This window comes from Psychrobacter sp. DM4 (assembly GCF_051307035.1).
Taxonomy (GTDB): Bacteria; Pseudomonadota; Gammaproteobacteria; order Pseudomonadales; family Moraxellaceae; genus Psychrobacter.
On the sequence record NZ_CP195536.1, the window covers coordinates 1017301 to 1038415 of the forward strand.

General features: G+C 42.7%; 18 protein-coding genes. 17 read left to right on the forward strand and 1 reads right to left on the reverse strand.

Translation table 11 applies throughout. The annotated features are described in order from the left end of the window. Positions 1–16 precede the first annotated feature (16 nt). The 14 genes from hemE (at position 17) to ACR64G_RS04550 (ending at position 14899) form a co-directional block, all read left to right on the forward strand. A complete protein-coding gene (gene hemE, locus ACR64G_RS04485) occupies positions 17–1150 on the forward strand; it encodes a uroporphyrinogen decarboxylase (protein WP_435980325.1) in 1134 nt (377 codons plus the stop codon). Between the two features lie 56 nt (positions 1151–1206). Further along, complete coding sequence (gene argC / locus ACR64G_RS04490; protein WP_435980326.1) at positions 1207–2274, forward strand: N-acetyl-gamma-glutamyl-phosphate reductase; 1068 nt, start codon at positions 1207–1209, stop codon at positions 2272–2274. Between the two features lie 147 nt (positions 2275–2421). Next, a complete protein-coding gene (locus tag ACR64G_RS04495; RefSeq protein ID WP_435980327.1) occupies positions 2422–3303 on the forward strand; it encodes a hypothetical protein in 882 nt (293 codons plus the stop codon). Between the two features lie 76 nt (positions 3304–3379). Beyond that, complete coding sequence (locus ACR64G_RS04500) at positions 3380–3787, forward strand: ATP-dependent Clp protease adaptor ClpS (RefSeq protein ID WP_435980328.1); 408 nt, start codon at positions 3380–3382, stop codon at positions 3785–3787. Positions 3788–4336: 549 nt separating this feature from the next. Beyond that, positions 4337–6877, forward strand: coding sequence for an ATP-dependent Clp protease ATP-binding subunit ClpA (gene clpA, locus ACR64G_RS04505; protein WP_435980329.1), 2541 nt, complete (start codon positions 4337–4339; stop codon positions 6875–6877). Positions 6878–7023: 146 nt separating this feature from the next. Next, complete coding sequence (locus tag ACR64G_RS04510; protein ID WP_435980330.1) at positions 7024–7773, forward strand: uracil-DNA glycosylase; 750 nt, start codon at positions 7024–7026, stop codon at positions 7771–7773. Then, the gene (tadA, locus tag ACR64G_RS04515) at positions 7773–8324 is read left to right on the forward strand and encodes a tRNA adenosine(34) deaminase TadA (protein WP_435980331.1); all 552 of its coding nucleotides are present in this window, start codon (positions 7773–7775) and stop codon (positions 8322–8324) included. Before ACR64G_RS04510 ends, tadA begins: the two co-directional genes overlap by 1 nt. 95 nt (positions 8325–8419) lie before the next feature. Next, positions 8420–9166, forward strand: a complete 747-nt coding sequence (gene cmk / locus ACR64G_RS04520) for a (d)CMP kinase (protein WP_435980332.1) — start codon at positions 8420–8422, stop codon at positions 9164–9166. 248 nt (positions 9167–9414) lie between these two features. Then, on the forward strand, positions 9415–11103 hold the full coding sequence (gene rpsA / locus ACR64G_RS04525) for a 30S ribosomal protein S1 (RefSeq protein ID WP_435980333.1): 1689 nt from the start codon (positions 9415–9417) through the stop codon (positions 11101–11103). Positions 11104–11373: 270 nt separating this feature from the next. After that, positions 11374–11676, forward strand: a complete 303-nt coding sequence (locus ACR64G_RS04530; RefSeq protein ID WP_435980334.1) for an integration host factor subunit beta — start codon at positions 11374–11376, stop codon at positions 11674–11676. Between the two features lie 110 nt (positions 11677–11786). Further along, the gene (locus ACR64G_RS04535) at positions 11787–12191 is read left to right on the forward strand and encodes a LapA family protein (protein WP_435980335.1); all 405 of its coding nucleotides are present in this window, start codon (positions 11787–11789) and stop codon (positions 12189–12191) included. A 55-nt stretch (positions 12192–12246) separates the two neighbouring features. Next, on the forward strand, positions 12247–12948 hold the full coding sequence (gene pyrF / locus ACR64G_RS04540) for an orotidine-5'-phosphate decarboxylase (protein WP_435980336.1): 702 nt from the start codon (positions 12247–12249) through the stop codon (positions 12946–12948). A 191-nt stretch (positions 12949–13139) separates the two neighbouring features. After that, a complete protein-coding gene (locus tag ACR64G_RS04545; RefSeq protein ID WP_435980337.1) occupies positions 13140–13937 on the forward strand; it encodes a metallophosphoesterase in 798 nt (265 codons plus the stop codon). Between the two features lie 137 nt (positions 13938–14074). Further along, positions 14075–14899: a histidine phosphatase family protein gene (locus ACR64G_RS04550; RefSeq protein ID WP_435980338.1), complete on the forward strand. Its 825-nt coding sequence runs from the start codon at positions 14075–14077 to the stop codon at positions 14897–14899. 98 nt (positions 14900–14997) lie between these two features. Here ACR64G_RS04550 and rpsT read toward each other — a convergent pair whose 3' ends face one another. After that, the gene (rpsT, locus tag ACR64G_RS04555; protein ID WP_317199734.1) at positions 14998–15264 is read right to left on the reverse strand and encodes a 30S ribosomal protein S20; all 267 of its coding nucleotides are present in this window, start codon (positions 15262–15264) and stop codon (positions 14998–15000) included. Positions 15265–15845: 581 nt separating this feature from the next. Between rpsT and ACR64G_RS04560 the strand changes: the two genes are divergently transcribed. From ACR64G_RS04560 to mfd, 3 genes are all read left to right on the forward strand, one after another. Further along, positions 15846–16553 (forward strand): NAD-dependent epimerase/dehydratase family protein, encoded by a 708-nt coding sequence (locus ACR64G_RS04560; RefSeq protein WP_435980339.1) that lies wholly within the window; start codon positions 15846–15848, stop codon positions 16551–16553. A 102-nt stretch (positions 16554–16655) separates the two neighbouring features. Continuing rightward, positions 16656–17171, forward strand: coding sequence for a ribonuclease E activity regulator RraA (gene rraA, locus ACR64G_RS04565; protein WP_435980639.1), 516 nt, complete (start codon positions 16656–16658; stop codon positions 17169–17171). 243 nt (positions 17172–17414) lie between these two features. Beyond that, positions 17415–21113, forward strand: a complete 3699-nt coding sequence (gene mfd / locus ACR64G_RS04570; protein ID WP_435980340.1) for a transcription-repair coupling factor — start codon at positions 17415–17417, stop codon at positions 21111–21113. The last annotated feature ends 2 nt before the right edge of the window (positions 21114–21115 follow it).

Genomic DNA, 21115 nt, shown 5'->3' on the forward strand with positions numbered 1-21115 from the left:
TTTTGGAGATTTGCGCATGAGCGCCTCAGACAACGCTTTGCCTACCCACGATTTCGCTCCGCTAAAAAACGACAGATTGCTACGGGCGTTACGTTTTGAGTCCATCGATACGACGCCAGTATGGATGATGCGTCAAGCAGGGCGCTATTTGCCAGAGTATAAAGCGACTCGTGCTGAGGCTGGCGACTTTATGAGCCTGTGCAAAGACACTGACCGAGCAACGGAAGTAACCTTACAGCCACTGCGTCGTTTTGATTTGGATGCTGCTATTTTGTTCAGTGACATTTTAACTATTCCTGATGCTATGGGTCTTGGTCTATACTTTGAGACTGGTGAAGGACCCAAGTTTGAGCGTCAGATTCGCACTCAAGCGGACATTGATAATTTGCCTGTACTCGATGTCAATGACTCGCTCGATTATGTCATGCGCGCAGTCACTAGTATTCGTAAAGCGCTAAACGGTCAGGTGCCCTTATTTGGGTTCTCAGGCAGTCCTTGGACACTAGCGACTTATATGATTGAAGGCGGTAGCTCAAAAGACTATCGCTATACTAAAGGCATGCTCTATAGTCAGCCAGAATTGCTTCACGCACTGCTTGACAAGCTAGCTACAGCGGTCACAGATTACTTAGATGCACAAATTGTCGCGGGTGCACAAATCGTACAGATATTTGATAGTTGGGGCGGCGCGCTTGGTCATCGTCAGTTTGTTGAATTCTCTCATTTATACAATAAGCGCATTATTGCAGATTTGAAGTCGCGTCATCCTGATATTCCAGTGGTTCTGTTTACCAAAGGCGGTGGTCTCTGGCTTGATATTCAGGCTGATAGTGAGGCGGACGTTCTAGGGCTTGACTGGACGATGCCATTAGATCGCGCGCGCCAAGTACTAACAGAGAGTCAGCGCCAATTGACCAAACAGCATAAAAAGATTCAAAGTAGCAAGGCGATACAAGGTAATCTGGACCCTTCAACCTTGTATGCGTCTCCGCAAATGATACGTGATGAAGTTAAATTTATGCTTGATAGTGCGTATGCTAGTGGTAATAAAACAGGCTATATCGCAAACTTAGGTCATGGTATTACTCAGTGGGTCAATCCTGATCATGCCAAAGTCTTTATCGATGCGGTACATGAGTACCAGATATAGAGTTTAGTTTTTACCAGCTCACAATTTTAATAGTCATTAGTATAAAAGGATAAGTTATGATCTCAGCAGCTATCGTTGGTGGAACAGGCTATACCGGTATCGAACTTATTCGCCTGCTATCAGCACATCCGCAAGTGTCTATTGATTTATTGACCTCGCGTAGCGAAGCAGGTTTGCGTGCTGATGATATTTTTCCAAGTTTGCGCGGTATTACAGACCTCACATTTAGCGATTTAGGGGATGATACGCTGTCGGCTTTACAAAAGTGTGATGTCGTGTTTTTTGCCACTCCACATGGTGTTGCTATGCAACAAGCTGAAGCACTTACTCAATCTGGTGTCAGAGTTATCGATTTGGCCGCTGATTTTCGCCTGCAATCGTTGCCTGATTTTGAGCAGTGGTATCAACAAAAACATGCTTGTCCAGAACTGCTCAAAACAGCAGTTTATGGGCTACCTGAAGTGACTCGTGACAAATTATCTGAGGCTCTAGTTGTCGGTAATCCTGGTTGTTATCCAACCACAGCGATCTTAGGGTTAAAACCTATTATCGATGCTCAAAATGAGCAAAACACTCGACTCGTTGATGCACGTATTGTCATTGATGCCAAGTCTGGCGTCTCTGGTGCTGGCAGGCAAGCAAAGCTTGCCCTCAATTATGCTGAAACGACAGATAACTTCAAAGCATATAGCGTAGAGGGTCATCGCCACCTGCCTGAGATTGAACAAGGCGTTGCACAGTTGCTAGATAGTCGGTTTACTCATCGCATTCGTTTTTTACCGCATCTTGTCCCGATGATACGCGGTATGTTCAGCTCGATACATTTAGAGTTGACTGATGAGGGTAAGTCTGTAGACTGGCAACAACAGTTTGAGACGAGTTATGCCTCAGAGATTTTTGTCGATGTATTGCCTAAAGAAATTTATCCTGATACGCGTAGCGTGCGCGCCAGCAACCGATTGCGAATTGCGATACATCAAGACAATGAGCGTAGTGAGCTGACTGTATTGGTCGTACAAGACAATCTAGTCAAAGGTGCTTCTGGACAAGCCGTACAAAATATGAACGTCATGTTCGGACTTGATGAGTCATTAGGACTTAATTTTGCTCCTATTGTGCCTTAACGGTTGTAGCGTATTGCTTGTACTACTTTGATAAAACTACTTTTTATCTTTGTTGTATCTACTGAGTCATTCGTATTGACAATGCTAGGTATTGATTATGAATTCCGCTATAATACATCGCTCCTACTGATAAGAGATACCTATTAGATGCATGTTAAGACTGCCAAGCGTTTGTGCTCACAGCCCGCATGTTCATCATGTCAGGTTCCTTTGTCTAATAATTTTGCATTCAAAACGCATCGCTTCGATTCAATTATCACCGCTAATAACCGATCATACTCTCGTTTGAACCATCATGAGACAGGTGCATCAACTTGGTTACTTGCATTATTTGTGGCGGCTATATTGGTAACTGCTGTAGTTGGCTTGGTATTTGGTCATAAGCTTGGGTATCAAAGCGGCTATTATTCCATAAAGACTGAGACTGATAAAGCGGCGGTAAATGGTAAACAAACTTCGCAAGAGTTAAAGGATTTGCGTATCAGTCAAAAGGTGCTTGCCAACCAAGTGGCCACGGCAAAACAAGAGCTTGAAATCAGTCTTGCTAATTTGGATGATCTACGGGGCATCCAAAGCGCTCTTAAAGTTGAAAATGCACAGGTCGCTCAGCTCAATGATTTGTATGCTAATATTATTGTTGAAGATGGCGGCATGCCATTACAAGTATTAGGCGCTAAGATAGAACCACTACCTGAGAATGCATTTGAATACGGTTTTGACATCGGTATGTTAAGTAGCAGTGGCAAAGAGAGATCTGTCTTAGTGTCACTGACCTTGCTCAATGATGATGATTTTGTAGAGGTGCCATTAGAACCTACGCGTTATAGCGTAAAAGGTATAGAGCGTATTCGCGGCCGTTTTGTCATGCCAACAAGCTTCAAACCATTACAGATGAAGCTTAGCTTAAAATCTGGAGATCAAGAAGTCGATCAGCTTTATGATTGGGATTTAGGTGCTATGGTTGATGATATGCCGTTATCGCTTATGGATTTACAGGACATGGATGAAAGTCCTATTGAACCTGAGTAATCTTTTGTTGTAGTATCACATGCCCGTTAGCTATTTCTTTTTACCCTCTGCTCACCTTTTAGTTTGTACTCAAATTATGATTAAAAAACAACACGTTCATGCTCATCCTAGTGCTGCCGATTGGCATCTCCCAAGTGCGCCTATTCACCGTGCTCAAGACGATGACGGCGAAAATGAAACCGCGCCACAAGCTGACGTTTTAGTCGCAGAACCAGAGGTCGCAAAGCCGCCTATGTATGCGGTAGTAATGTACAATGACAATTACACGCCTATGGAGTTTGTTGTGTATGTCTTGCAATCTGAATTTCGCCACAGTGTAGATTCAGCGGTTGAGGTTATGCTATCCATTCACAATACGAGTAAAGGTATCGCGGGTATCTATCCCAAAGATATCGCGGAAACCAAAGCTAAAAAAGTGAATAGTTTAGCTCACAGAGAAGGCTATCCTTTATTAACGCAAATAGAGCCGCATCAGGGCGAGTAGTATACTCGCCAGTCAAAGCGCCACGTTAAATAACGATTTAATACTCTTACTTCATTATTCCTTGTTTAAACCCTCGCAATTTCAGTCCATTACTCTTGATTAATCTTCGATAATCCCTATATAAAACAAGTACCAGTCGTTATTCTTTATTACAGCATTACTTCTTTATTTCTATACACCCTCTTCTTTTTCGTTTCTTTCTTCTACTAAACTTTAGTTCGTATTTCACTCCATTTCAATGGCTACTTTATACGGCGTCTAGATTAATCGTCGTCATTATCTTGAATACTGATACATTTTGGTACGTAGAAGTGGATTGACTAACTAGATTTATCATGTTGATATGAATACATGTAGATGTAAATTCTGTTGTTGTCACTCGTTAGTGTAAGAACCACAAAACTGATACTTAGTGAGAAGTTGCAATGAGTAATACTGGCTATTAGTGTAGTAAGTGCTCTTGAACAATCTGTTTTTGCCCTAATTTACTAACTAAGTCATTCATTAAGCTATCAATTATAAAGATAGATACAACCTTAGGAAGTCCTTATGTTAAGTCGTCATTTAGAAGTATCCCTACGTTTGGCAATGACACTTGCGCGCCAAAAATCGCACGAGTATCTCACGGTTGAGCATTTATTACTGGCATTACTTGAGAATACTCATGCCGCTAATACGCTGACCGCATGCAATGCCAATGTGACCACGCTACGTAGCGAGCTTGAAGCGTATATCAATAAGCATACCCCAACAGTAGATGCGGATATGGAGCAGTCGCCACAGCCGACGCAAAGCTTCGATCGTATCTTGCAACGTGCTATTTTCCATGTTCAGTCTATCGGTGGCGGTCGTTTGGTAGAAGGCTCAGATATCTTGGTCTCTATGTTCTCTGAGCACGATACTTACGCGGTTTACTTGCTCAAAAAGCAAGGTATTAGTCGCTTAGAGCTCACGCAGTATTTATCTCACGGTCAAGACAAAGAAGAGCCTGCTGAATCACGTGCTTCTATGAGTGGCGAGCGCCGTAGTCCTTCTGAGAAAACCAGCAAAGACCCTTTGGTTGAATTTGCAACTAACCTCAACCAGCGTGCTGCTGAAGGCAAAACAGATCCTCTCATCGGACGTGCTTCAGAAATTGAGCGCGCCGCACAGGTACTTTGTCGTCGCCGTAAAAACAACCCGCTATTAGTTGGTGAGCCAGGGGTAGGTAAGACCTCTATCGCTGAAGGGTTAGCGTGGTTGATTATTAATGATAAAGCGCCAAAGCCATTAAATGGTTGTGTGATTTATAGTCTAGATATTGGCTCGTTAATCGCAGGTACCAAATACCGTGGCGATTTTGAAAAGCGTATGAAGTCTCTGCTAGATGCACTAAAGAAAAAGCCAAATGCTATTTTGTTTATCGATGAAGTGCATATGATTATTGGTGCAGGTTCATCCATGAGTAGCAATATGGACGTCTCTAATTTAATTAAGCCCGCTCTCGCAAATGGTGAGCTGCGCTGTATCGGTTCTACAACGTTTACAGAATATCGTCAGGTGTTCGAAAAGGATCATGCGCTCTCACGTCGCTTCCAAAAGATCGATGTCAAAGAGCCAAGTGTGAGTGATACCATCGATATACTGCGTGGTCTAAAGCCCCGTTACGAAGAGTTTCATAATGTTGAATATACAGATGAAGCTTTGGTCACTGCGGTTGAGCTGTCCTCCAAGCACATTCACGAGCGTTTTTTACCAGATAAAGCTATCGATGTCATTGATGAGGCAGGCGCGTACAAGCGTTTAGGGGTCATTCCTGATGCTGAGGATATCAAAGCTGAAGAGAGCTTTATCGCCGATCTTGAAAAGGATTTTGATGATCCCATTAGCGAGATAGATCTAGATATCGACAATGAGATGAAAGATGAAGCTGATGCAGCGATAGCAGATGCAAAAAATATCACGTTAGATGATTTGCAGTCTGCAACTAGCAAAAAGCCGCCGATGAAGATCGATGTCTCTGACATCGAGGCGATTGTGGCCAAGCTTGCTCGCATTCCGCCAAAATCTGTATCGAGCGATGACAAGAGTATTCTTGAGCATCTAGATCGTGATCTTAAGCGTCTCGTGTTTGGTCAAGACGAAGCCATTGCTACGCTGGCTGATGCCATCAAGCTCTCACGCGCAGGTCTAAAAGCTCCGGACAAACCTATTGGCTCGTTTATGTTTGCAGGTCCCACAGGTGTCGGTAAGACCGAGGTCTCACGTCAGCTCGCTAATCTGTTAGGCGTTGAACTCGTTCGCTTTGATATGAGCGAGTATATGGAGGCCCATACGGCTTCACGTTTGATCGGTGCACCTCCAGGTTATGTCGGATTTGATCAAGGCGGCTTGCTCACTGAAAAGATTAATCAGCATCCACACTGTGTATTGCTCCTTGATGAGATCGAAAAAGCGCACCCTGATGTCTTTAACTTACTCTTGCAAGTGATGGATCATGGTACCCTAACTGATAATAATGGCCGTGTTGCTATCTTTAAGCAAGTTATCGTTATTATGACAACTAACGTCGGTGCTGACAGCATTAGCCGCTCCTCTATGGGCTTTACGCAGCAAGACCATAGCCGTGATAATACAGAATCGCTGAAGCGCGTCTTTACTCCAGAATTCCGCAATCGCTTAGATGCTACTATTCAGTTCAATGCACTAGATACGTCTGTGGTCGTTTCAGTCGTTGATAAGTTCTTGGTTGAGCTGCAAGCTCAGCTCGATGATAAGCAAGTAACCTTAGAGATTGACGATGAGGTTCGCGATTATCTCGCGCAAAAAGGCTACGATCGTCTCATGGGCGCGCGTCCCATGCAGCGCTTGATTCAAGATGAGATCAAAAAACCACTAGCCAGTATGATATTGTTCGGTGATTTAGTTAACGGCGGGGTCGTTCATCTAACGCTAGAGCCTGAAGATATCGATGCATCAGATGAAGATAGTATCAAGCTCAATAAAGACAGTGAGATTATCTCAGACAAAGGCTCATCTGATAGTCGTATTATATTAACTGTTGTTGAAACCCATGAGCCACGCTCAGATTCTGAGTCTGTAGCGAGCTAGTTCAATTAGTATGATCAGGCAGAAACGGTTACCGCTTATACTAGGGTAGCCGTTTTTTTGGTTAAAATTTATAACGAAATACCTTGAATGTTTTTGCTATTATGATTTTTATAATAGAAACTGAAACATAGATGAGATAAATAATTATGAACTTATTTGATGAGCCGTTAGATGTTACCTCGAGTAAGAGCGCCGCTGAAAAAAAGGAGATTTTAGACAAAGTTCGCTTGCCATTGGACTGGAAAGTGGCGTTAGAGGATGAGCTGACATCCGATAACATGGATGAGCTTCGTGAGTTTTTAAAGCAGGCTTATCAGTCGAATGATAGTATTTATCCGCCAGCACCTTTGATGTTTAATGCGTTCAATCTAACGCCATTATCTAAAGTCAAAGTCGTGATCTTAGGTCAAGACCCTTATCATCGCCCAGGACAGGCAATGGGTCTATCGTTCTCTGTTCCCAAAACGATTCCCAAACCACCTTCATTAAATAACGTGCTAAAAGAGATGGCTGATGATATAGGCACAACGACGTCGAAGCATGGCGACTTGACCTATTGGGCGCAGCAAGGTGTGCTACTGCTAAATAGCTCGCTAACTGTTAGAGAAGGCGAGCCTAATAGCCACCAAAATCAAGGCTGGGAGCAATTCACTGATGCGGTAATCAATGCCATCAATGAGCAGACAGAACATACCGTTTTTATCTTGTGGGGTAGTAAGGCACAGAAGAAGGGAAAATATGTCAACACAGATAAGCATTTGATCCTAACTGCTGTGCATCCTTCACCATTAGCAGCCAATCGTGGCGGCTTCTTTGGCTCAAAACCGTTTTCCAAGACCAACGAATATTTAGTGCAGCATGATCAGACACCTATTGACTGGCAACTGCCACAGTAATGACTAGTACTAATAATAATCTACGACCATTAGACGCTGCTACGAAAGACGTCTCTGAGCACAAATTATGGTGCCTTGACGACGTCAGATGGATGGCACAAGCAATTGACTTAGCGAGGCTAGGTGCGACCAAAAGTGAGGTGCCTGTAGGGGCAATACTAGTACATGACAACCAGATAATCGGACAAGGCTTTAACGAGCCTATCGGAAGATGTGATGCCACCGCTCACGCTGAGATAATTGCGTTAAGAGAGGCCTGTTCTCACCTAAAAAATTACCGTCTACCCTTGCAGACCACACTATATGTAACGCTGGAGCCTTGTACTATGTGTATCGGTGCCCTCATTCACGCCCGTGTAGACAGACTTATATATGCTACAAGCGAGCCACGAGCGGGTATGGTCGGTAGTCAAATGGACTTGCCAGTGCAGCCTTTTTATAATCATCGTATCCAAACCTTTGATGGCTTGTATGAGTCTCAGTGCAGCCACATACTCAAAAGCTTTTTCCGCCAGCGTCGCCAGAATGTAAAGAAACAAAAAGTAATGTAATTGAGTAACAAGATAATCAGGTTGTATCTAGTGATAAGCGCAAATTTTTGCTATAATATCGCCCTATTTAAAAGTCTCTTCTCTAAGCGAGCTTTATGACTGACGCTATGTCCGCTATCGATAGCAGTACGCCAACCAAGCACTATTATCCTATTATATGTATTGACGGACCAAGTGGCGCAGGTAAGGGTACGGCGGCATGGCGCTTGGCAAAAGATTTAGAGTATCAGTTGCTAGACTCTGGAGCCTTATACCGCATCGTTGGTCTAAAAGCGTTTGAAGCAGGATTGATCAGCTCTGATACCACTCAGCCTATAGATGAGGCCGCACTACTAGCATTGACGCAGGATTTACATATTGCCTTTGAACTCAATCATGAATCGGTATGTATCGATATCGTCGTCAATGGCAAGATAGTGGGTCAAAAAGTTCGTAATGAAACTGTAGGTGGCTATGCTTCGCAAGTTGCGGTTTTTCCTTCGGTACGTGAAGCATTACTAGCACTACAGCAAGATATGGCAACGCGTTCAGGATTAGTAGCAGATGGACGCGATATGGGTACGGTTGTGTTTCCTAATGCGGATGCCAAGATATTTTTAAGCGCTAGCGCTGAGTCTCGTGCCAAGAGGCGTGTCGCTCAATTGAACACGTCTGGGCAACAGGCAGATTTTGACGCAATTCTAAACACCATAAAAGCGCGTGATGAGCGTGATGAGAACCGCGATGCTTCACCATCAAAGCCTGCTACAGATGCACTGTATATCGATAGCTCAACACTAGATGCTGATGAGGTTTATCAACAAATAAAAGCGTATTGTCAAGGACAAGGTATTTGTTTTTAAAAGATTTTTTAATATAAAAATATCTACTCAAACGCTTTTAGTATAAAATTGTAGAATAGAGAATAAGTCATCTATTAAAAGTAAATAAAGGGTCAATGGTTACTAGTGATTTTTGTATAATAGATTATTAGTAATTATCGTTTTTTTATATGAGTATATAGGATATAAAACCAGTATCTCGTTTTGTATGCTCATAAATTTGATCCGTACTGTGCTGGACAGGATACGGCTATACAAAGGTAGACATAATGGAATCATTTGCTGAACTATTTGAAGCGAGCATCGAAGAGACGGGTCTTGATATCGAGCGTGGCTCGGTCATTAACGGTACTGTCGTTGCCATCGATAATGACTGGATCACAGTAGATACTGGTCTGAAATCTGAAGGTATCGTCGCTCGTGAAGAGTTTTTAAGCGAAGAAGGCGAGCTTGAAGTTGAAGTTGGCGATAGTGTTGATGTCGTAGTTGAAGCGGTTGATAACGGCATGGGTCAAACCTTGCTGTCACGTGAAAAAGCTAAACGTGTTGAAACTTGGAACTTCCTTGAAAAAATCGCTGACAATGATGAAATCGTAAAGGGTATCATCTCAAGCAAAGTTAAGGGCGGTTTCACTGTAGATATCGGTTCAGTCCGCGCGTTCTTACCAGGCTCATTAGTAGATGTACGTCCTATCCGTGATACGACGCATCTTGAAGGCAAAGAGCTAGAATTCAAAGTCATCAAACTTGATCAAAAACGCAACAACGTTGTGGTTAGCCGCCGTGCGGTCATGGAAGCTGAAAACTCAGCTGAGCGCGAAGAGCTACTGAACAAGCTTGAAGAAGGTATCGAGATCGAAGGTATCGTTAAGAACCTTACTGATTACGGTGCATTCGTTGACCTAGGTGGTATCGATGGTCTATTGCATATCACTGACATGGCATGGCGCCGTATCAAGCACCCATCTGAGGTGGTTGAAGTTGGTCAAGATCTAAAAGTTAAAGTATTGAAGTTTGACCGTGAGCGCAATCGTGTTAGCCTAGGTCTAAAACAACTTGGTACTGATCCTTGGGATAACGTTGGCGGCACATACCCAGTGGGTAGCGTTGTTAAAGCACGCGTTACTAACCTAACTGATTATGGTTGTTTTGCTGAGATTTCTGAAGGCATCGAAGGTCTAGTACACGTATCAGAGATGGATCATACCAACAAAAACATTCACCCATCAAAAGTTGTTCAAGTGGGTGATGAAGTTGAAGTAATGATTCTTGATATCGATGAAGAACGTCGCCGTATTAGCCTAGGTATCAAGCAGACTCTAGCTAACCCATGGGATGAGTTTGATAAGAAACATGAGCGCGGTGATAAAATTACTGGTACGATCAAATCAATCACTGACTTCGGTATCTTTATCGGTCTAGACGGTGGTATTGATGGCCTAGTTCACTTGTCAGACATCTCTTGGAACGAAACTGGCGAAGATGCTATCCGTAATTACAATAAAGGCGACACCGTAGAAGCGATGGTATTATCTGTAGACTCAGAAGCCAATCGTATCAGTCTAGGTGTGAAGCAATTAAGCTCTGATCCATTCAACGAGTACTTGGTCAATAATGATCGCGGTGCTATCGTTAATGGTAAAGTGAAAGAAGTTGACGCTAAAGGCGCGACTATCGAACTTGCTGACGAAGTTGAAGCTTACCTGCGTGCCTCTGAGATTCAGCGTGACCGCGTTGAAGATGCGACTAAGCATCTAACGGTTGGTGATGATGTCGAGGCTAAAATCATAAGTGTTGATCGTAAAACACGCAACATCAACTTGTCTATCAAAGCAAAAGACGAAGCTGAAGAGCGTCAAGCGATTAAAGATCTTGGTAGCACAGGTACTACAGCAGCGTCAGGAACTGATGCTCAGCCAAAAACAATTGGTGATCTAATCAAAGAGCAAATGCAATAATTATTATATTTCGGTAATAAAAAAAGCGACTTCGGTCGCTTTTTTTATTACTATTTTTTGATAAACGAACAAACTCTTATTTCTATTTACGACAATTTCCGTTATCATTTGAGGTAATGGGTAATAATATGTAAATCAATGATTTTCATACAGTAAATACGAATTATTCACTAATAATGATATTGTTCTATGTCGATTGACGGCATAGTGACAGTGGCTATAAAGATAGTCACATAGTCATTGTTATTAATTAATAAGGCATATGTACCAATGCAGCAGACAATTAATAAATCCGAATTCATCAGTAATTTGAGCGCCGATTGTGACACCATCAATGATAACGTTGTTGACGAGGCAGTTAGAGAGATCATCGACCTTATGGTAGATACTTTAGCCAACGATGGTCGAGTTGAAGTGCGCGGATTTGGTAGTTTCTGTTTACATCATCGCCGCGCGCGTACGGGACGTAATCCAAAAACTGGAGAGAGTGTACCAGTACCTGCCAAAGCTATTCCACATTTTAAACCAGGTAAAGCATTACGCGAAGCTGTAAACGAGACTGTAGTAGATTAAAAGTTATAATATCGACCTTTAACTACGCTTATAGCGACCTATTTTAATCACTATTTTGTCATTGACCTTCTCCCAAGCTTTTTATATTAAAATAACAAGGTACTCATCTGATGCGCTTCATACTATTTGTACTCCTATTTTTGAGCTTTGCCTATGCTTTAGGCTTAGTGCTTGTCAATAATACTGACATCGAAGTCAATCTACTATTTTCGCAAGCCCCTGCGATGAATCTAGGGTTGCTGCTGATTATTTGCTTGGCACTTGGTATTGTTATAGGTTTGCTACTAGCGTTATTGATTTTCCGCGTCTTTCAGAACAAGTGGGAGATATCGCGCCTGCAAAAAGAGAATAAAAATCTTCAAGATCAACTGACACAGGCTAATGTGGCGATCGATCGTCAAGCCAATGCACCGACAATTGATGAAGCTGTTTATGGCGCTAGGGTAAATAAAGCGGTGAGTGATGCTAATACAAATCAAACTGGCGATACTACTCTGAATAAACATAAACGGTAGTAAATGCTGTATTTAAAGGTTTAAGTATAACGCTAATAAACAAAATGACTCGACTATGACTAATGATGTAAATCGTTCTCCAATTATTGTCGCACTTGATAATAATACTCTAGATTCTGCGTTAGCATTAGCGGATCAACTAGATCCAAGCCTTTGCCGCTTAAAGGTAGGCAAAGAGCTTTTTACGCAATCAGGACCGAGTGCTATAAAAGCTTTACATCAACGCGGATTTGAGATTTTTTTAGATCTAAAGTTTCATGATATTCCTAATACGACTGCGCAGGCAGTACTAGCTGCCGCTGATTTAGGTATCTGGATGGTGAACGTTCACGCAAGCTCTGGCTTTGATGCTATGTCACTAGCGAAGCGACGTTTGATAGCAGGCAATTTTGACACTTTATTGATAGCTGTAACTGTACTGACCTCTATGAGTCAAGATAATTTGACACAGATCGGCATTAATGACAGCTTAGACACACAAGTGAGTCGCTTAGCCAAGCTAACTGAGCAAGCAGGTCTCGATGGGGTTGTCTGTTCAGCACAAGAAGCCAAAGTGCTAAGAAGACTGTGCGATAGTAATTTTAAATTAGTCACACCAGGCATACGCTTACCTGAAGATAATGTAGACGATCAAAAACGAGTTTGTACGCCACATCAGGCATTGGATAATGGTTCCGATTACCTGGTTATTGGTCGCTCTATTACTCAAGATAAAAACCCTACTGCTAAGCTACAAGAGATTTTGGCAACGCTTTAATTGCCTACTAAATCAAAACGTTACTAGTATAAAAAGACAACCTTTGTGTTGTCTTTTTATTTTTTGTGGTAGAGTCAATCAGTGCTAAACTTGATAACACTTTATTATCCATACAAGATAACCTTTTATATAACAACTCGAAATTTTAGAGTTATATAAATATTTTGTACTCTTTACTAATATTGGATCCTATGAAACTACAGATTGTAAGTGATTTGCACATAGACAGTTATGCCAGACAGTCGCATCCAATAGGACATATTCCTAAGACGGACGCTGACATCGTCTTAGTGGCAGGTGACACTGCTAATAGTGATAGTGGTATGCCATGGCTACAAGAACAAGCTCATCGCCTAGCCGTTCCTGTTATCACAGTTGCGGGTAATCATGAATATTTTGGTGAAAACATACTAGACTTTGATCACAAGCTTGCCACTTGGGATAACTTCGATCCTAAGACGAAAATAGGCGTACGAGTTTTACAGTGTCAACACATGGATATCGGTGATGTGCGTCTATTAGGCTGTACGCTATGGACGGACTATCAGTATCAAGCAAACGCCGATACTATGGAGGTCGCTAAACGCTTTATGCGTGATTACAATCGAATTTATGCAGGTGATCACATGTTCTCACCTGAGTTGTCGATGGAGATACATGCCAAGCATCGAGCATGGTTGCAGCAAGCATTAATAACCGCAGAACAGCTTGGCAAAAAAACTATAGTCATGAGTCATCATAGTATTAGTCCGTTATCAGTATCTGAGAAGTACGCCACTCTGCCCAGTAATGCCGCTTTTGTCAGTGACTTATCTACTTGGATGTTTGAGCCGTGGGCGCCCATGCTTTGGGTACATGGCCATACTCACGAGGCGTTTGATTATCGTATTAATAACACACGAGTCATCGTCAACCCGCGCGCTTATCCTAATGAAGTCAGCAGTACAGCGATAGAATTTGCATGGGATAGAGTAATTGACGTTGGTTAATATGACGTTGGTGAATATATAGCGACTCATTTAGTTTTATAACAAATTAGTTTCATAAGAAGTTTTTTTACAATAGGTTTTAATGCATCACAGTCAAATTTTCCTCATCAAAGTGCAATTTTGCTAGGCTTGATACTATGGATAAGAGTATAGATAACGTGCAGTCAGATTATGGCAAGATATATAAGCCTAGCGTCCCTGCACCTTCGCATCTGCCTGAGAGTATGATGTCGTCGGTTAGTTTGCTACCTGAAAACGAGCGCTTAATTCTATTTACTAGGCACTCCTTACGTACGCGCTCTGATGGTAATGGATTTGCCAGTGATCAGCTGCCTCTTACGCCTAAAGGTCGCGTATTAGCAAAGTCTTGGGGTCGTTGGTTGCATAGTCATCTGCCGTACTCGCTCGATGTTGATAGTATCTCAAGTCCTATTGGGCGCTGCATTGATACCGCGCAGCTCATGCAAGAGGGCGCAGGTCTACAGCGTAGTATCATTCATCAGTCACTGCTTGTTGAGCCTGGGAGCTTAGTCACTGAGCCTGAGATTGCAAGTAAAGTATTCAAAGAGGTTGGTGTATTAAACTTTATCAACCGGTTTTTACAAGGTAGTTTAGAGGGCACCAAAAACGCTCACCAAGGCGGACTTGATATTTTGTCACTTTTTTATCAGCATCAGCCGCAAAAAGGACATTTGATGCTGGCAGTAAGCCATGATACTTTGTTATCAGCATTTTTAGCGGTAATGTTAGATATGCCTGAGATTGACTGGAACGACTGGCCAAAAATGATGGAAGGGGTGTTTTTGTGGTTCGATGACGCCCCCTTTGATAAGGCGAGCGCTCACTTTATTTGGCGCGGTGAGGTTTATAGTCGTTCTGTTATTAGTTTACTAGAGCGTTATTCAACCGCAGGATTCACTCAAGATAATCTACTCTTACCTCCAGAGGTTAGTTGGCGATAGAGCAGGAGCAGACGAAGACTATAGCAGTAAACATAAAAAAACCTTGCCGCTATGGCAAGGTTTTTTGGTTGAACACTATCGTTAATAAACTTACGTTATTAAGCTTGTAAGCCTTTAATAGTTTTGTTCAGACGGCTCTTACGACGAGCGGCTTTATTCTTATGAATAATACCTTTGTCAGCCATACGATCAAGAACTGGCACTGCTTGCTTGTAAGCTTCAGTAGCCGCGTCATAATCTTTGGCTTCGATAGCCGCATCAATGCGTTTTAGATAAGTACGAACCATTGAGCGCTGTGATGCTGAATGTTGGCGACGTTTGGTGTTTTGACGAGCGCGTTTACGAGCTTGTGCGGTATTAGCCACGCGTATCTCCTTGGTAAAAGACAGATAAAAAATGAATGTCAATTGCGATTATGGATTTGGTTGTCATCATTGACGAGCAGCCGTCTCATCAAACATGATGTCAATGCCAAATAAATAGGTCATCTAAACGTCGAAGATATCTGGAATAATTAGACAGCTTCAACGTGTAAAGCCGGTTATCTTAACAAATTATTGCGCCTAGAACAATATATTTGCGTGCTATCGGCCAAAGATGACTTACGAGTAGTACCTTGCATACCCATACAGCAATCATTCAGCAATTAATGAGGTTATATAGACAAAATCTCTTACAATATAATGGATATAACGGCATCAGTTGTCGACTAACTTAGGTATGATTAGTCTAAGAGTCACTCTTACAAAGTATTTCAATTAAAAGATGTGCAGTCGCGTTATGTACGGAAAACGATAGATAATACTATTTGTATATCAATTAACTTTTAATTATTTCAGGAATAACTGTTGTTGTGTCGTATTCACAATTAGTTATCCAAAGCAGCTTAAGTTGATGACTAAAAATAGAGAAATAACAACATTATCAGAATATAGTTGGATAAAATATGCAGCGAAAAGCCATTATAATAGGTGCAACAGGGTTGGTTGGACAGCATTTAGTTAAGCAGCTAAGTGAGTTATACGATAAGCTGATTGTCATTGCAAGGCGCCCGCCACGTTACATCAATACTAGTATGCGTTTTTATCAAGTTAATGATTTTGATAATTTGAGTGAAGTCTTTGCTAGTGTGAACGTGGACAAAACCACTGATGCTTTTAGCTGTCTGGGTACGACCAAAAAACAGGCGGGCAGTGATGAGGCTTTTCGCAAAGTCGATCACGATTATAATGTCTGTTTTGCCCAACTATGCCGTGATAAAGGAGTGGAGAACTTCTTTTTGTTATCATCAATGAATGCAGATGTCGATAGCAGGTTTTCATATAATCGAGTCAAAGCAGAGACGGAGCAGTCCATTGAGGCATTGAGCTTTGCTGATTTAGTGGTTTTTCGCCCCTCGCTATTACTTGGCAAACATAAAGGTCGCCCCTTAGAGAATATCAGTCAGACGTTATTTGGGCTGATATCACCTTTGGTATCGGAATCTCTGCCCTTGCATCCTATATCAGCAAAGCGGGTTGCCAATGCGATGACTATGAGTGCACAAGGGATATATGAGCGCCGCAAGTTTAGCGATTACCATACTGAAGACGCTGCCAAGACGACGATTATTGAAAATAAAGCCATGCTCTCCATGACTCGCGTCAAATCTTAAATTAGTATCAATGAATAGCCTAAGCAATATTAAATGACGGTAAGAATTATCGCATAGTTAACCATTATAAAAGGAGTTTTTGTTATGTCAGAGTCTCTAGCCATGACCAAAGAGAATTTTGTCACCTGTGATTTATTAGATGCCAATCCCGAATCACAGGTATGTTTGCCTAATATAGAAGGCAAATCTTTTTATAGTTTTGGGGCAAAAGATAAGTTTTGCGGTGAGATAGTGACCGTAAAATGTTTTGAAGATAATAGCCGTGTTAAATCGCTACTCAATAGTGATGGCAAGGATAAAAACGGTGAGGGTAAAGTGCTGGTTGTTGATGGCGGCGGCTCTATGCGCTGTGCACTGTTAGGCGATATGATCGCCCAATCTGCAATCGATAACGGCTGGGAAGGAGTCATAGTCTACGGCTGTGTTCGTGACGTGGATGATATGGCACAGATGGAGATAGGGGTAATGGCACTAGGCTGCATCCCGCGCAAGTCGACGCGCCGCGATGAAGGTCAAACAGATATAGAAGTTAGTTTTGGCGATTTGACTCTCAATTCTGGTATGTATATTTATGCGGATAATAATGGCATGATTGCTAGTAGTAAGTCACTTATTTAGTTGGATATCTATACCTATAAAGTCTTAGCTATTCTCTAAACGCCATTTACCCTAGCTCTCGTGCTAGGGTTTTTTTGTCAAAAAAGACCATACATGAATGTACGCATCGATACATATGACTAAAGCTTTACAATAGTGAGCTTATATATATCTGAGTGACAAACCGTTACGGCATACATTTTGGTCAATCAGCAAAATATTCGTATAATAGTCCTCTGACTCCTAACTTTGATCTTATCTTTTATGCCTATCACTGCTTTAACTGACGCCTTTGCTCCTATCAATCAACAGCTATTTCCTATCGACAATGCCCAAAATCGCTGGCTTGCGCCAACTCATGGCGCTGTTGGTAGCTTATGGCTGGCAAGTTTGATGACATCACCATTATGGGAGCTGACAGATCGACTTAAAGTTGTGGTCACTCGCGATCAAAATCAGCTCAATCAGATAGAGACTGAGTTAGCCTTTTGCGGGGTTGATGCTTATGTGTTTCCCGATTGGGAGACCTTGACCTATGATGAGCTATCGCCGCATCAAGATATTGTCAGCGAGCGCATCAATCTGCTGACACATATGCCGACCTCAGGTGTACTGCTAATCTCTGTACAGGCATTGATGCATCGCGTAGCACCCCCAAGTTGGCTCATCGGTCAGCATTTTGATCTGAGTGTGGGCGATCAATTCGACATCAATACCCAGCGCGAGCTACTGATCAAGGCAGGCTATCGTTCAGTCGATAATGTCTTTGAGCCAGGAGAGTTTGCGGTACGTGGCAGTATCATAGATATTTTTGCGATGGGGCAGCCGTTTCCACTACGTTTAGATCTGTTTGATGATGAGATTGAGACCATTCGCTTTTTCAATCCGCAAACTCAGCGTACTTTGACGGCTGATGATCTCAAAGCGATGCTTAGTGGCAATGATACGAGTATGGCTAAAGAATCGTTATCGCTACTACATAAATTGCCAGATATCTCAAAACCAATTACTCAGTTCCAAATACTGCCCGCAAAAGAGTTCCCACTTGACGAAGGCCGCGAGACTTTTCGCACTAATTTTGCAGCAATGTTTCCTAATACGAGCAGCCGTAAGTTTGAGCTACATAAAGATGTAATGGCAGGCATCGCCAGTAGTGGACTGGAGTACTACCAGCCACTATTTTTTGATCTAAAAGACTGGCAGGATCAAAGTAGTTTATTCTCCTATTTTCCAAAAGATGCTCTATTCATCACCGACGAATTTATTAATGAGAAGCAAGTAGATTACTGGTCACAGATTCAGCGCCGTTATGAAGAGCGTCGCCATGATATTGACAAGCCTATCGTCGCTCCTGAACTATTGTATTTACTATCAAATGCGCTAAACGAGCATCTCAATCACTATCCAAGAGTGATTATGAGTGCTAGTGATAAACTAGCAGCAATAGATACCTCTTCTGTGGCTTCATCAGAAGTAGCGATAGACCAAGTACCTAATAAGAAAAAAGGCGTAACCACGCTAAGCGCACAAATACCGCCGCAGCTGCCTGTCAATCATCAAAAAGCGGAACCTTTATCCGAGCTACTAGCGTTCTTAGCATTGCAAATGCAAACGGGTACGCCCGTATTGATTGTTGCCGAAACCGCTGGGCGTCGGGAGATTCTCATTGAGCTGTTTAAAGGTAAGATCGATATCCAATCTTATAGCAGCTTTGCAGATTTTTTGGCCGTTGATAAAATTAGTACAGTAAACGAGAATGCTCGCCCGCAAGTGGGTCTGACAGTAGCGCCTATCGAGCGCGGTGTTTATGTGCCTGAGCGTCTAGTGCTTATCAGTGAGACGCAGCTATTTGGAAGACAAGTCTTACAAACTCGTAGGCGCAGGCAGAGCGGTGTATCAGAAGAGTTTTTAGTCAAGAGCGTCACTGAGATCATCGAGGGTAGTCCAGTTGTACATATCGAGCACGGCATCGGTCGCTACAACGGGCTAATTACTCTCGATGTTGGCGACGGTGAGCAAGAGTTCATTCATCTAAAATACGCAGATGATGCGAGTATTTATGTGCCAGTCGCCAATTTACAGATGATCAATCGTTATAGCGGCGGTGATCCTGCGCTTGCGCCATTGCACAAAATCGGTAGTGGTAAGTGGGATCGCGCCAAACAAAAAGCGCTAGAACAAATCCATGACGTGGCAGCTGAGCTCCTAAATATGCAAGCGCGTCGCGAGGCCAAAGTAGGTATCCATTTCAAAATAGATATCTCTCAGTACGAACTATTTGCTAGTCAGTTCGCTTTTGAGGAGACTCCTGATCAGGCCAATGCGATTCATGCGGTCATGGAGGACATGAAACAAAACCAACCTATGGATCGACTTATTTGTGGTGATGTTGGCTTTGGTAAAACAGAAGTTGCTATGCGCGCAGCTTTCATCGCCGTCAGTGCTGGTTATCAGGTAGCGATATTGGTGCCAACAACGTTGCTAGCAGGTCAACACGAAGATAATTTCCGTGATCGTTTTGCTGATTGGCCCTTACGTATAGAGACGCTTTCACGCTTTGGTGGCAAGAAACATCAGGATACGGTATTAGCCGATCTTGCAGCAGGCAAAGTCGATATCGTTATTGGTACCCATAAACTTCTGCAACCTGATGTAAAGTTTTCAAACCTAGGGCTTATGATTGTCGATGAAGAGCATCGATTTGGCGTGCGTCATAAAGAGCGTATTAAAGCCATTCAGACTGATGTGGATAGTATGTCGATGACAGCTACGCCTATTCCTCGTACGCTCAATATGGCGCTCTCAGGTATGCGTGATATGTCGATTATCGCAACCCCGCCTGCACGTCGACTATCTATCAAAACCTTTGTGATGCAAAAGACAGAGTCGCTGATGAAAGAGGCGATTTTGCGTGAGTTACTACGCGGAGGTCAGGTGTACCTTTTGCATAATGACGTGGCAAGTATTGAGCGTATGGCTGAGACGGTGCGCGAGCTAGTACCAGAGGCGCGCGTTGGCGTCGCTCATGGACAGATGCAAGAGCGTCAACTTGAACAAGTCATGCAGCAGTTTTATCATAAGAAATTCAATGTTCTTATTTGTTCAACCATCATCGAAACAGGCATTGATGTCCCTAATGCCAATACTATTATCATTGAACGCGCTGACAAGTTTGGTTTGGCGCAACTTCATCAGCTGCGTGGACGAGTCGGTCGTAGCCATCATCAGGCTTATTGCTATTTATTAGTACCTTCTATCAAAGGTCTAAAAGGCGATGCCAAAAGACGTTTGCATGCTATTGAGCGCGCTAATACTTTGGGTGCAGGCTTTATGCTTGCCAGCGAAGATTTGGAAATTCGAGGTGCTGGCGAGATACTCGGTAAGCAGCAAAGTGGTAATATGCAGGCCATTGGCTTTAGTCTTTATATGGATATGCTAGAGCGCGCAACCAAAGCGATTAAAGCAGGTAAGGAGCCTGATTTGAGTACGCCACTATCGCTTACTAGCGAGATTAATCTGCATGCTTCAGCGCTCATACCAGAGGAGTATCTACATGACGTGCATCAGCGCTTATTGTTCTATAAGCGCATTAGCAACGCTGATGATAAAGATGCGCTCACCGATATCCGTACGGAGATGATAGACCGTTTTGGTATACTGCCAGATCAGACCAATCAGCTGTTTGCGATTCACGGACTACGTATACAAGCAGAGCCACTTATGATTAATAAGATAGATTCAAGTAGTAGTAGTCTAACGTTGGAGTTTGCGCCAGATACGCCTGTCGATGCACTAGCGATTATCAAGCTCATTCAGTCTAATAACAAGCACTACCGTATGAACGGTGCTTCCGGTATTCGCTATCAAAATGCTGATAAACTTGTAACGCCTCAGCAGCGAGTCGCTGTTGTTCAAGAGCTGCTCAAGTATTTTAGCGATCATCTGGTCGCCGATGCGGCTTAGGA